The organism is Paenibacillus borealis (assembly GCF_000758665.1).
Lineage (GTDB): Bacteria > Bacillota > Bacilli > Paenibacillales > Paenibacillaceae > Paenibacillus_AQ > Paenibacillus_AQ borealis.
Genome location: NZ_CP009285.1, coordinates 7,620,293 through 7,633,591, shown reverse-complemented (window position 1 = coordinate 7,633,591; position 13,299 = coordinate 7,620,293). Strand labels below are relative to the sequence as shown.

The following is a 13,299-nucleotide window of genomic DNA, read 5'->3' as shown; positions in this document are numbered from 1 at the left end:
ATTGACAAAGAGTCTGGATATTCAGTAAAATTAGTTGGGATTGTAGCCTATGAAGGAACAAAAGAACGAGGCCGGACTGGGACGTATTGCTTTGGTTCTCGGGGGTGCAGGCAGCTTGCTTGCCGCTTACATTGTTATAGGTTTTTTTGTGGCAAGGTGGCTGCAGAACCTGATGGACGGACCTAAGGCTTGGCTGGCCATCGGAACAATTGCCGGGATGATTCTCGGGGTTGTGAATGTTGCTTTGCTAATCAAAAAATTTCTGGGGGAGCAAAATGGATAATATGACTCCCGTAATCAATACCGTTACCAGGGTGACAGTAATCATTATGGCAGGCTTGTTAATGGGATGGGCTCTTCATCATGAGACCCGTGCAGTTACTCTGGGCATGTCGCTGGGCTTGCTGGCAGGACTCGTTAACTTTCGTTATCTTGCCCTCAAAGTAAGAAGGGTGACACAGGCGGTTGCGGATAAACAGAAAAGTTCTTTCAGCCTTGGTTTCGCTACAAGAATCAGTTTCGCTATTCTGGTCACCATGTTTTCGGTCAAAATCGAGCATTTCTCGCTGGAGGCAACGATTGCCGGCCTGTTCATCCCCCAGCTTCTATCTATTCCCGTGGGGATATATTTAGGAATCAAGAATAAGCTGTAGCTATATTAAAGAGAAAGGGGGATGATACTATGCACGAAATGCCTTTAATCTATGTTGGCGGAATACCGATTGACTTGTCAGCGATACTGATGCTGGTGATCAGTTCGGTGATCGTGTTCGCTCTGGTCATGCTGTCCGTCCGCAACCTGTCTGTTGATAATCCGTCACGACTTCAGAATTTCATGGAGTGGGTCGTTGAATTTGTACAGGGACTGATCAGCAGCGCCATGGATTTGAAGAAAGGGAAGCCTTACATATCACTGGGATTGACGCTGATACTGTTTATCTTCGTCTCCAATCTCCTTGGTCTGCCGTTTTCCTTCATTACAGAAGCCCATGAGCCGGTTCACATTTTTGGACATGTTATCGAAGCAACCAAGAACCTGACACATGGCGAGCATGTAGAGATTCTGTGGTATAAATCGCCGACTGCAGATATCAATGTAACCGCCGGGTTGGCGATTGTCGTATTTGTACTAATGAACTATTTGGGAATCAAGCTGAATGGCAAACATTATTTCAAACACTATATTGAGCCGTTCCCAATCTTCTTGCCGCTTAACATCATTGAGAACCTGGCGAAGCCGGTGGCGCTTGCCATTCGTCTATTTGCTAATATTTTTGCCGGCGAGGTTCTGATCACCGTAATTCTGAAGCTGGGGATATTCAGTATCCCGTTCCTGGCTGTCTGGCAGGGCTTCAGTATCTTTGTAGGCGCGCTTCAGGCGTTTATCTTTACGATTCTGACGATGGTGTACATCGCGCAGATGACGATCCACGAGGAAGAAGCACATTAATGAACTGCCGTGAGGATAGCGGCAGCCGCCGGAATACTCTTCGCGGGAGATTTTTATATCATTAAGTCATTACACAAAGAACCGAAATTAAAGGAGGATATTTACAAATGGAATTTTTGGCAGCAGCAATCGCGGTTGGTTTAGGCGCACTCGGTGCAGGTCTTGGTAACGGTATGATCGTCAGCAAAACAGTTGAGTCCATCGCTCGTCAACCGGAAGCACGTAACGCACTGCAGACAACAATGTTTATCGGTGTAGGTATCGTGGAAGTTATTCCTTTGGCCGCTACAGTTATCGCATTCCTGATCATGTTTACTTAATAAACCGTTTTTACGGTTTGGCGGGGAGGGCAAGTGCCATCCGCGCCTTACTTTTGTATATGTCCGCATGCCGCGGTAACGGAAAGGAGTGACCTCAGTGACTATCGTTTGGACAAATATATTGTTTTCCATTATCGCCTTTGGGATCCTGTATTTCCTGCTCAGCAAATTTGCTTTCAGCAAGCTGTTCGGAATTATGGAGAAGCGCCGCGAAATGGTGCTGCAGCAAATGGATGAAGCAGCCAAGACCAGAGAACAGGCGGTCGCTTACGTAGAAGAACAGAAGCAGGCTCTGCAGCAGGCACGCCAAGAGGCGCAGGCTATCATTCAGCAGTCCCAGGTTACAAGCAACAATCAGGTTGACAAGCTTCTGGATCAGGCTAAAGCTGAAGCTACCCGCCTTAAGGACGAAGCGGTCCGTGATATTGAGAGCGAGAAGAACAAGGCTGTGGAAGCTTTGCGCAGCGAGCTGGGTACAGCATCGGTCCGCATTGCATCCAAGCTGCTTGAAAAAGAAGTTAAGGCTGACGGCGAACAGGAACAACTCGTTGATCAATACCTCAAAGAGGTAGGAGGCCGACCATGAGCCGCGATACGGTAGTTGCCAAACGCTATGCCAAAGCCTTGTACAGTGCAGCAGTGGATGAAGGCATTACACTTGAAGTGGAAGCCCAGCTTAGGTTAGTAGTCGAAGTGCTTCATTATGATGCAGAGGTGAAACAGTTTATTCTGGCACCGCGCATCTCGCAATCCGACAAGCTGAATGTGCTGCGCGGGGCGCTTAAAGGTAAAGTCTCGGAAGCGGTAATGAACATGGTAGAACTGCTGGTAGAGCGGGGCAGAACCGATATTTTCGCAGAACTGCTGGCCACGTACGTCAAGATAGAAGGGGACGCCCTTGGCATCGGCGATGCTACTGTCTACTCCGCCTATTCTCTGAATCAAGAGGAACAGGATAGTGTAGCGGCAGAGTTCAGCCAGCTTACAAACCGCAAGATTCGTGTTACCAATGTGGTGGATAAGAGCCTGCTAGGCGGACTGAAGGTCATCATCGGCGATACGCTGTATGACGGCAGTCTGTCCGGCAAGCTGGAGCGTCTTGAGAAATCTTTTAATGATAAGCAAAGAAGATAGGGGTGAGGATATTGGGCATCAGACCTGAAGAGATCAGCACTTTGATCAAAAATCAAATTGAGCAATATAAAGCCGATATCGAAGTGGCCGAAATTGGCACCGTCATTCAAGTCGGAGACGGTATCGCCCGTGTCTACGGTCTGGAAAACGCAATGGCAGGGGAACTGCTGGAGTTCTCCAACGGTGTAGTAGGCATGGCGCTTAACCTGGAAGAAAGCAACGTCGGTGTTGTTATCCTGGGTGAATACACAGCCATTCGTGAAGGCGATCAAGTCAAACGTACAGGACAAATTATGCAGGTTCCGGTTGGGGAAGCCATGCTGGGCCGTGTAGTTAATGCACTGGGTCAGCCGCTTGACGGCAAAGGTCCAATTGCAACGACTGAATTCCGTCCTGTAGAACATAATGCACCGGGCGTTATCGACCGTAAATCGGTTCATGAACCGATGCAGACAGGTCTGAAAGCGATCGATGCCATGGTACCAATCGGCCGCGGACAACGCGAACTGATTATTGGTGACCGTCAAACCGGTAAGACCGCGATCGCCATTGATGCGATCATCAACCAAAAAGGCAACGGCATGAAATGTATCTATGTTGCGATTGGTCAAAAACAATCTACAGTAGCACAGGTAGTAGAAACCCTCCGCCGTCATGGCGCGCTGGAATATACTATCGTTGTAACCGCGTCGGCTTCCGAGCCTTCTCCGCTGCTCTATATTGCTCCATACGCAGGCTGCGCAATGGGCGAATACTTTATGTATAAAGGCGAGCATGTTCTTGTTATTTATGATGACCTTTCGAAGCAGGCTTCGGCTTACCGCGAATTGTCCTTGCTGCTCCGCCGTCCACCGGGCCGTGAAGCATTCCCGGGTGACGTATTCTACTTGCACTCCCGTCTGCTGGAACGTGCGGCTAAGCTCAGCGATGCGCTTGGTGGAGGTTCATTAACCGCCCTTCCTTTCATCGAAACACAGGCTTCTGACGTATCGGCTTACATTCCTACGAACGTAATCTCGATTACCGATGGTCAAATCTTCCTTGAATCCGATCTGTTCAACTCCGGTCAGCGTCCGGCGATCAACGTCGGTATCTCCGTATCCCGTGTAGGGGGTTCCGCGCAGATCAAAGCCATGAAGAAGGTTGCCGGTTCCCTGCGTCTGGATTTGGCTCAATACCGTGAGCTTCAGGCCTTCTCACAGTTCGGTTCCGATCTGGATAAATCTACGCAAGCCCGTTTGAACCGCGGTGCACGTATGATGGAGATTCTGAAACAAGGCGTAAACCAGCCGCTTAATGTTGAGCACCAAGTGCTCAGTCTGTACACCGCTGTCAAAGGACACCTGGATGATATTCCTGTCAAAGACGTGAAGCGTTTTGAGAAGGAATTCCTGGCGTATATCGACAGCAGTGCAACTGAAATCCTGCAATCCATTACGGATACTAAGGATTTGACAGCAGACAATGAAGCAGCGCTCAAAGAAACGATCGAGAAGTTCAAAAGAGGCTTTGCTACAAGCTAATATATAGAGTTTGCTCAGTTATGCTTACGAAGTTAGCTTTGGCTACGCCAAAGCTCTAAGGTGGTGAAATCATGGCAAGAAGCATGCGCGATATTAAACGTCAAATTAAGAGCGTTCAGAACACCAGACAGATCACCAAAGCGATGGAGATGGTCGCCGCCTCCAAGCTGCGCAAAGCGCAGGAGAAAGCGGAAGCTGCGCGTCCTTACTCAGAGAAGCTTAAAGAGGTGGTCTCGAGTATTGCTGCCGGTACGCAGGATGTTCAGCATCCGATGCTGGTCAGCCGGCCTGTCAAAAAAACAGGGTATTTGATCATCACCTCGGATAGAGGTCTTGCAGGTGGCTACAATGCCAACATTCTGCGTAAAGTAACGATGCTGATCGCAGAGCGGCATAAGTCCAAGGATGAGTATGCGCTGTTTGTTATCGGCCGCAAGGGCCGTGACTTTTTGCGCCGCCGTGAGTACCCCATTGTAGAGGAAATTACTGAGCTGTCCGATACCCCGAAGTTTGCCGACATCAAGTCGATTGCCTATTCGGCGGTAAACCAGTTTGAGACAGGCGTCTACGATGAGCTGTACATTTGCTACAACCAGTTTATCAATGCGATCAGCCAGGTTCCGACTGTAGACAGACTTCTGCCTATGGATGGTGTAGGAAAAGGCGAGCATCACGGAGCAACAGCTGCCTATGAATACGAACCTTCTCCTGAAGGCGTGCTGGAAGTTCTGCTTCCTAAATACGCCGAGACTTTAATCTACGGTGCTCTTCTGAACGGCAAGGCCAGTGAGCTGGGAGCCAAGATGACAGCCATGGGCAGTGCAACGAAGAACGCGTCAAAAATGATCGGAGAATTAAGACTTACGTACAACCGCGCCCGTCAGGCGGCAATTACGCAGGAAATTACCGAGATCGTGGCTGGTGCGAACGCGCAGTCTTAATATGAGCGGGCTTAAGGCCTCCGGGCTTGGCCCTGCTTTGTATTTTCCGCAGAAACGGATGATGCCTGTAAAGGGTAATGGACCGTTTCTACATATGTAACAGCTTTCGAGGAGGGAAATGAAGATGAACAAAGGACGCGTTGTGAGCATTATGGGTCCGGTTGTCGATATTGAATTTGAACGCGGCCAGCTGCCCGAGATATTCAACGCTATCAAAATTGTTGCGACGCTAAGCGATGGCCGTAACATGGATCTGACTCTTGAAGTTTCCAATCATCTAGGAGATAACCTGGTGCGTTGTATCGCCATGTCTTCCACAGATGGACTGGTACGCGGCATTGATGCCATTGACCAGGGAGGACCGATCTCGGTTCCTGTTGGTGAAGCAACACTCGGCCGCGTATTTAACGTGCTTGGTAATCCAATCGATAACGGCGCTGAAGTGGTGGCTGCAAGAAACCCCATTCACCGTCTGGCTCCTACATTCGATGAATTGTCCACTCAGGCAGAAGTTCTGGAAACCGGCATTAAGGTTATCGACTTGCTTGCCCCTTACGCCAAGGGCGGTAAGATCGGCCTGTTCGGCGGTGCCGGCGTAGGTAAAACTGTAACCATCCAGGAACTGATCAACAACATTGCACAGGAACACGGCGGTATCTCCGTATTCGCAGGTGTTGGCGAGCGTACCCGTGAAGGTAATGACCTGTATCATGAAATGACGGATTCCGGCGTTATCAAGAAAACGGCGATGGTATTCGGACAAATGAATGAGCCGCCGGGCGCGCGTCTGCGCGTAGCTCTGACCGGTCTGACCATGGCGGAATATTTCCGCGATGTTGAAGGCCGCGATACGCTGCTCTTTATCGATAACATATTCCGCTTCACCCAAGCGGGTTCCGAAGTATCGGCCCTTCTCGGCCGTATGCCTTCTGCGGTAGGTTACCAGCCTACACTGGCTACAGAAATGGGTCAGCTGCAGGAACGAATTACGTCCACTAAGAAAGGTTCTGTTACTTCAATTCAGGCGATCTACGTGCCTGCGGATGACTATACAGACCCTGCACCGGCTACTGCATTTGCCCACTTAGATGCGACTACCAACCTGGAGCGTAAAATCTCCGAAAAAGGGATTTTCCCTGCGGTTGACCCTCTGGCTTCAAGCTCGCGTATGCTGGCACCTGAAATCGTCGGAGAAGAGCATTACAACGTGGCACAAGGCGTTAAGCAGCTGCTGCAGCGTTATACTGAGCTTCAGGATATCATTGCAATCCTGGGTATGGATGAGTTGAGTGAAGAGGATAAGGTCATTGTGTCCCGCGCCCGTAAGGTTGAGCGCTTCCTGTCCCAGCCTTTCCATGTAGCAGAACAGTTCACAGGCTTCAAAGGCAAATACGTGCCAATCAAAGAAACCGTGCGCAGCTTCAAAGAAATCCTGGAAGGTAAGCATGATGATCTTCCGGAAGTGGCGTTCCTGTTCGTAGGTACGATTGAAGAAGCAGTGGAAAAAGCTAAAACGTTGTAACCCTCGGCACGTATGCCGGGTAGTGAGCTTTATTCTGTAAAGCTTTGAGGAGGAATGGAAGTGAATACCTTTTTGCTCGAAATTGTCACTCCGGAGCATCTGGTCTACTCCAAGCAAGTGAATAGCTTGACGGTACGTGGCGTGAATGGTGAACTGGGCATTTTGCCGGGACATATTCCGCTGGTGACTCCGCTTCAGGTTGCTCCGCTTAGCGTCAAAGCGGACGGCGTAACGGTTTCTATCGCCGTTCATGGCGGTTTCGTTGAGGTGCACAAAGATAAGGTAACGGTGCTGGCTGAGAGTGCTGAGCTGCCCAAAGATATTGATGTGGAGCGCGCTGAAGCGGCTAAGGAACGGGCTGAGCGCCGTCTTAAGCTGCAAAGCAAACAGGATGAAATCGATCACCGCCGTGCAGAGCTGGCCTTGCAGCGCGCTGTGACACGGATCAAAGTTTCAACCGGTAAAGGACAACAGTAGCAGATAAGCGGTCAAGCCCTGGGCTTGACTGCTTTTTTTGCTAGGTAAGAATCTAGCAGATATGAACATATCGTAAACACTCAGGCAGATAAAGCACCAATTGTTTAAAAATTCGTAAAAGTACTGGATTCTTTTCCCCTGCGCAAGTATGATATAAGAGTCGATTTCCGAGTAACCTTACACGGGGGGCTAATGATGAACACAAGCTTATCCGCTGAATTGTCAAGTGCGATCGGCAGCAGCAGTTTAATCTCGATGGTAGTTTCTTTAGTCTGTGTTGCATTATCCTGGTGGGCACTTCAGAACCTAAAGCTCGATCTGGTCATAAGATATCCCAAGAGTCCTCAGGGCAGATTGCTGCATTTACTGCTGGCCATTGTCCTCGGCCATTTCGTGGCCGGATTTCTGCTGGATTATCTGGGCTGGAGCGGACTTATCACCCGGATGTTTTAATGGCGGACGGTTTGGTTATATCTGTCTTAGGCCAATGCAGTGAAAAAAGTGTCGAATAATAAGGTTTTATTATGTCAACACTGAAGTTTAAGCAATGCGTCTGCACATTAGGCGCGATGACGGAATATTCAATATTTTAACTGACGAATTTCAAACTCAAATTAATTTCAGAAATAATGGACGCGGAGGGAAACCGAAATGAGCAAATTTATCGTCCGCGGTGGCAACAGATTGACCGGGAGCGTGAAAGTTAGCGGCGCAAAAAATTCCGTACTACCGATCATAGCCGCCTCTCTATTGGCAGAAGAAGGAGTTAGCGTCATTGTGGACGCACCTCCGCTAGACGATGTAATTACGATTAGCAAAGTGCTGGAGTCTCTGGGTGCAGGTGTTACATACCAGAACGATATCATTGAGGTTGATGCCAGAAGCATTACATCCTGCGAAGCACCTTATGAATGGGTACGCAAAATGCGCGCTTCATTCCTGGTAATGGGTCCACTCTTGTCCCGTATGGGGCATACACGTATTTCCTTGCCTGGCGGTTGTGCCATCGGTACGAGGCCGATTGACCAGCATTTGAAGGGTTTTGAAGCACTGGGCGCCGAGATCAGTCTGGGCCAGGGCTACATTGATGCGAAAAGTAACGGAAGGCTACGCGGAGCCAAGATTTATCTGGATGTGGCCAGCGTAGGTGCAACCGAAAATATAATGATGGCTGCGGCGCTTGCCGAAGGCGTAACTGTAATCGAGAACGCCGCGAAAGAGCCGGAGATTGTTGATTTAGCCAACTACCTGAACGGCATGGGCGGTATTGTACGCGGTGCAGGCACCGGAGTCATCCGTATTGAAGGCGTTGAACGTATGCACGGCGTAAGACATCATGTTATTCCGGACCGCATTGAGGCTGGAACCTATATGGCAGCTGCAGCGATTACGGGCGGAGATGTATATGTGGAAGGCGCCATTGCGGATCATCTGGGCCCGGTTATTGCCAAGATGGAAGAAATGGGCGTTACGGTTATTCCAGACGAGAACGGCGTCCGCGTCATCAGTGACAAACCTCTGAAGGCAGTGGATCTCAAGACGTTGCCTTACCCGGGATTCCCTACCGATATGCAGTCTCAAATGATGGCTTTATTGCTGCGTTCCGAAGGTACCTCCGTAGTCACAGAGACCGTATTTGAGAACCGGTTCATGCATGTGGATGAATTCCACAACATGAACGCAGAGATTAAGATTGAAGGCCGTTCCGCCATCGTAACCGGAAATGCCCGCCTTGTCGGTGCCAAGGTGTGTGCTACGGATCTGCGTGCAGGCGCTGCGCTTATTTTGGCGGGGCTGGTGGCAGAAGGAACTACAGAAGTTAGCGGAACCCATCATATTGACCGTGGTTATGTGCATCTGGCCGAGAAGCTGTCGGGTCTTGGTGCGGACATATGGCGTATTTCCATGGAAGAATCGGCAGTTCCTGCTGCGGCTGCGAAGGAAGAAGTCGTGAAGCCGGAACCGGCAAGAAGCGAATCCTTCAAGGGCGAAGAGGTCAAGCCGCGCTTTCAGATTCAGCCGTCTTGGGTATAATAGCAAATTGTAAACTGAAGGGACCAGGCCGCGAAATGAGCGGCTGGTCCCTTTTTTGATAGACAGGAATTTATATGTTTTGGGGTCCCCGCAAAGTACCTGTACCATCATCGAAGCTAAAGCCCCACTTTGTGGGGTTATTTTGCTGCGCCTCCGGGCAACTCTCTTTCTCTCAGAATAACGTTCTAGCAGGTGCCGGAAATTCATATCTATAAGAATCACCGGTGCTTACGGAAGGAGCCATAGAGATGAAAGAGTTACTATTGCTGCGGCACATCCTGAAGCGCCCGCGCAGCGTAGCGCGGGCGCGGCGCGGGGCGCCCCGGCTCAGGCGGCTGGCCCCCGCCGCCTGGCTCGCAGCGCCGCTGCTGGCGGCGCTGCTGCTGCCTCTGGCTGTTGTCCCGCTGCGCGGGGGACAGCAGCCAGTGCCCCCGGCGGTGCTGCAGGCTACGCCCGCGCCGGCACCGCCGGGAACGGCTGCTGCGGAAGCGCCGCAGCCGGAGGTCTCCGTCTATTTGTCGCAGAGCGGACAAATAGAGACCCTGCCGCTGGAGGACTACGTCAGCGGCGTGCTGGCGGCCGAGATGCCGGCGGACTTTGAGCTTGAAGCGCTCAAAGCCCAGGCCGTTGCGGCCCGCACGTTCATTGCCCGCCGCCTGCTGGCCGGCGATCACAGCGGGGTACCCGTTCCTGAGGCGGATGTGAGCGATACGGTAAGCCATCAGGCTTACATATCGCAGGCCGTGCTGGAACGGGACTGGGCGTCCGGCAGCAAGCGCGCCGGACTGGCAAAGCTCCGCCGCGCGGTCCTGGAGACGCGCGGGATCATCATGACCTATAAAGGTCAGCCGATCACGGCTTCCTTTTTCGCCTCCAGCGGAGGGTATACAGAGAATTCCGAGGATTACTGGAATGCTGCGGTTCCTTATTTGCGCAGCGTAGCCAGCCCTTGGGAACAGCAGATTACACCGAATCTGGCAGTTACCTATACCTTCAGCAACGCCGAGCTCCGCAGCAAGCTGGCTCTTACCGTCAAGGAGCTTCCCGCTGCGGCGAATCTGGCTGCCTCCGGCAAGACCCTGCAAGTATCGTCATCTTCTTCGGCCGGACTGCCCGCAGAAGTCATCTCGCTGACTGCAGGACACCGGATCAAGGAGATCTCTATCGGAGGCACTGTGTTCACAGGCCGGGAGGTGAGAGAGAAGCTGGGTCTTCGTTCGAGCCAGTTCACCTGGAAGCGGAAGGACGGGAAGGTGCTGATCACAACCTATGGAAACGGCCATGGAGTCGGCATGAGCCAATGGGGGGCGAACGGCATGGCGAAGCAGGGGAGTACAGCCACGCAGATTCTCAAACACTATTACAGCGGGGTCTCTTTTACAGGAATCTCAACTCTTCTGAAAAAATAACTTGCAAGATACGTATAAAAGCGAAGCGCCCGGTAACACTGGTTACTGAGGTGATAAACATATGAATGAACAAGACAAAAACAAACCAAACCATGATGAATCTCTCAAAAACAAGCAGGGAGATTCAGGCGCTAAGCCTTCTTCATGGACCAGACTGTTATCCAAACGGTGGGTATTCCCGGCAGTCTACACGGCGGCAGCGGCAATTATACTAACCTTGGTGTGGGTCTATCAGGATGCCGGCCAGAAGCCGCTGAATCCGGACACCGCCGCGGTCGTTTCACAGGAAGGCGTTGCCGGGAATGAAACCGGAGCCCTAACCGGTGATCCGGAAGCCCTGGAAGTCGTAGCTTCAGCTGAAAGCCTGGCATGGCCGGTAGCGAGCCCGAGTGAAGTGGAAGTGGTCAAACCGTATTATGATGAAAACGGCACAGAAGAAAATCATGTGGCGGCAATGGTGCAGTACAATAATACCTTTGTTCCCAATACGGGAATTGACATTGCCCGCGAGGACAACAAACCATTTGATGTAAAAGCGGCTCTCAGCGGTGAAGTCACCAGAGTCGAAGATGTGGCAGTACTCGGTAAAGTGATCGAGGTTACATCTCCTGGTGATTTGAAGACAGTCTACCAGGGTCTGGGCGATACCAAAGTGAAGCAGGGCGATGAAGTGAAGCAGGGCGACACGCTGGCAACAGCGGGACGCAATGAAATGGAGAAAAGTCTCGGCAATCACGTGCACTTTGAAGTGCATGAGGACGGCAAGATTGTGAATCCTTCGGATCTGCTTCCACAGCGCTAAGCCGGAATTTCAGCAGGGGGCGAAAGCCCCCTGTTTTTTATTTTTCTACCCGAAATAGACGGCGGGGCCGGTTCTACATGAAGAATGGGACTGTAAACGGCTCATAATTAGGTTGTCCGAGAAATAAAATGAGCCTTCCGGAGCTTGTCATGTCCTGAAAGCGCGAATATATAGGCCCGCCCCTCATATAATGTACCAAACTATCCACAGTTGGGAGGCGGGAGCGTGCACGATTACATCAAGGAACGTACGATCAAAATCGGACGCTGCATCGTGGAAACCAGGCACACGGTCCGGACCATAGCCAAGGAATTTGGCGTTTCAAAAAGCACAGTGCATAAAGATTTAACCGAACGGCTGCCGGAAATCAATCCGGATCTGGCCGATCAGGTGAAGCACATTCTCGAATATCACAAATCAATCCGTCATCTTCGGGGGGGAGAAGCTACAAAAATTAAATATAAGAAAACGACAGGTAAAAAGCGTGAGGTAGCCGTAGCATCAAAGCCATAAGATTTTCGGAATTTTAAGTAATAATTCAGCTTTACTGCATTGTGTACACCCCCTAAAGTATGGTATTTTTAAATTTGGTACTATCTAACTATTCTCATTTAAAATAACACTTTGGGGGCTCTTTCATTATGCTTAGCAAGGATATCGGAATCGATCTCGGCACGGCCAATGTGCTCATTCATGTCAAGGGAAGGGGAGTCGTTCTGGATGAACCTTCCGTGGTCACACTTGAAAGTGATACGAAGAGAGTCCTTGCGGTTGGTGAACAGGCACGCCGGATGGTTGGGCGTACACCTGGAAATATAACTACGATCCGTCCGCTCCGCGACGGTGTTATCGCCGATTTTGCCATTACAGAAATGATGCTTAAATATTTTATCGACCGCGTCGGGGGCCGGACCTGGTATTCAAGGCCCCGTATTTTGATTTGTGCGCCTACGAATATTACTTCCGTCGAACAGAAATCAATCCGTGAAGCCGCAGAACGCAGCGGAGCCAAAGAAGTTTTCATGGAAGAAGAACCCAAAGCTGCGGCAATCGGAGCAGGGATGGATATTTATCAGCCAAGCGGAAATATGGTCGTCGATATTGGCGGCGGAACGACGGATGTAGCTGTATTGTCCATGGGCGACGTCGTTACCGCCTCTTCGATTAAGGTCGCAGGGGACAAGTTCGACGAGGCCATTTTAAGATATATCAAACAGAAATATAAGCTATTGATCGGTGAACGTACAGCCGAGGATATCAAGGTTACCATCGGGTCTGTCCGTCCGGGCGGCATGAAGGCTGAGCTGGATATACGCGGGCGTGATATGGTGAGCGGACTTCCCCAGACACTGACCATTACATCCGGTGAGGTCAAGGAAGCGCTGTGGGATCCGGTTTCCGCGATCGTCGCTGCAGCTAAGTCGGTGCTGGAGCGTACACCGCCGGAGCTGTCGGCAGATATTATTGACCGTGGTGTCGTATTGACCGGCGGCGGTGCACTTCTTAACGGATTGGACGAGCTGCTCTCGGAACAGCTGCATGTTCCGGTATGGGTTGCCGAAGACCCGATGCACTGTGTAGTCAAGGGAACGGGAATTATGCTTGACCATTTGGACAAGGTTGTTAAGAAAAAGTTCTAGTCTGCCGATAATAGAGGATAACAGCAGATTCAGGAAGGGACTGACCT

The 13,299-nt window shown here is 50.8% G+C and carries 16 protein-coding genes; all 16 read left to right on the top strand.

What is annotated here, in order from left to right; all coding sequences use genetic code 11:
• Nucleotides 1-49: 49 nt before the first annotated feature.
• A complete protein-coding gene (locus tag PBOR_RS32470; protein WP_042218116.1) occupies nt 50-283 on the top strand; it encodes an ATPase F0F1 in 234 nt (77 codons plus the stop codon).
• Entirely contained in the window at nt 276-653 is a 378-nt protein-coding gene (locus tag PBOR_RS32465) for an ATP synthase subunit I (RefSeq protein WP_042140253.1), read from the top strand. The genes PBOR_RS32470 and PBOR_RS32465 overlap by 8 nt, the downstream gene beginning before the upstream one ends.
• Nucleotides 654-682: 29 nt before the next feature.
• Complete coding sequence (gene atpB / locus PBOR_RS32460) at nt 683-1,450, top strand: F0F1 ATP synthase subunit A (protein WP_042218114.1); 768 nt, start codon at nt 683-685, stop codon at nt 1,448-1,450.
• A 107-nt stretch (nt 1,451-1,557) separates the two neighbouring features.
• On the top strand, nt 1,558-1,770 hold the full coding sequence (gene atpE, locus PBOR_RS32455) for a F0F1 ATP synthase subunit C (RefSeq protein WP_036699216.1): 213 nt from the start codon (nt 1,558-1,560) through the stop codon (nt 1,768-1,770).
• Nucleotides 1,771-1,867: 97 nt separating this feature from the next.
• Entirely contained in the window at nt 1,868-2,356 is a 489-nt protein-coding gene (gene atpF, locus PBOR_RS32450) for a F0F1 ATP synthase subunit B (RefSeq protein WP_039309309.1), read from the top strand.
• Complete coding sequence (locus PBOR_RS32445; RefSeq protein WP_042140251.1) at nt 2,353-2,904, top strand: F0F1 ATP synthase subunit delta; 552 nt, start codon at nt 2,353-2,355, stop codon at nt 2,902-2,904. Before atpF ends, PBOR_RS32445 begins: the two co-directional genes overlap by 4 nt.
• Before the next feature lie 11 nt (nt 2,905-2,915).
• Nucleotides 2,916-4,427: a F0F1 ATP synthase subunit alpha gene (atpA, locus tag PBOR_RS32440; protein WP_042140249.1), complete on the top strand. Its 1,512-nt coding sequence runs from the start codon at nt 2,916-2,918 to the stop codon at nt 4,425-4,427.
• Between the two features lie 71 nt (nt 4,428-4,498).
• Complete coding sequence (gene atpG, locus PBOR_RS32435; RefSeq protein ID WP_039309316.1) at nt 4,499-5,368, top strand: ATP synthase F1 subunit gamma; 870 nt, start codon at nt 4,499-4,501, stop codon at nt 5,366-5,368.
• Nucleotides 5,369-5,492: 124 nt separating this feature from the next.
• On the top strand, nt 5,493-6,890 hold the full coding sequence (gene atpD / locus PBOR_RS32430; protein WP_042218112.1) for a F0F1 ATP synthase subunit beta: 1,398 nt from the start codon (nt 5,493-5,495) through the stop codon (nt 6,888-6,890).
• Nucleotides 6,891-6,950: 60 nt separating this feature from the next.
• Entirely contained in the window at nt 6,951-7,367 is a 417-nt protein-coding gene (locus tag PBOR_RS32425) for a F0F1 ATP synthase subunit epsilon (protein ID WP_042220171.1), read from the top strand.
• A gap of 195 nt (nt 7,368-7,562) precedes the next feature.
• A complete protein-coding gene (locus PBOR_RS32420) occupies nt 7,563-7,820 on the top strand; it encodes a DUF1146 family protein (protein WP_042140248.1) in 258 nt (85 codons plus the stop codon).
• A 198-nt stretch (nt 7,821-8,018) separates the two neighbouring features.
• The gene (murA, locus tag PBOR_RS32415) at nt 8,019-9,401 is read left to right on the top strand and encodes a UDP-N-acetylglucosamine 1-carboxyvinyltransferase (RefSeq protein WP_042218111.1); all 1,383 of its coding nucleotides are present in this window, start codon (nt 8,019-8,021) and stop codon (nt 9,399-9,401) included.
• 248 nt (nt 9,402-9,649) lie between these two features.
• Entirely contained in the window at nt 9,650-10,810 is a 1,161-nt protein-coding gene (gene spoIID / locus PBOR_RS32410) for a stage II sporulation protein D (RefSeq protein ID WP_042218110.1), read from the top strand.
• 61 nt (nt 10,811-10,871) lie between these two features.
• On the top strand, nt 10,872-11,612 hold the full coding sequence (locus PBOR_RS32405) for a M23 family metallopeptidase (RefSeq protein WP_042218107.1): 741 nt from the start codon (nt 10,872-10,874) through the stop codon (nt 11,610-11,612).
• A 225-nt stretch (nt 11,613-11,837) separates the two neighbouring features.
• Nucleotides 11,838-12,125 (top strand): sporulation transcriptional regulator SpoIIID, encoded by a 288-nt coding sequence (gene spoIIID / locus PBOR_RS32400; protein WP_019915029.1) that lies wholly within the window; start codon nt 11,838-11,840, stop codon nt 12,123-12,125.
• A 128-nt stretch (nt 12,126-12,253) separates the two neighbouring features.
• Nucleotides 12,254-13,252, top strand: a complete 999-nt coding sequence (mreB, locus tag PBOR_RS32395; protein WP_042140244.1) for a rod shape-determining protein — start codon at nt 12,254-12,256, stop codon at nt 13,250-13,252.
• Nucleotides 13,253-13,299 lie beyond the last annotated feature (47 nt).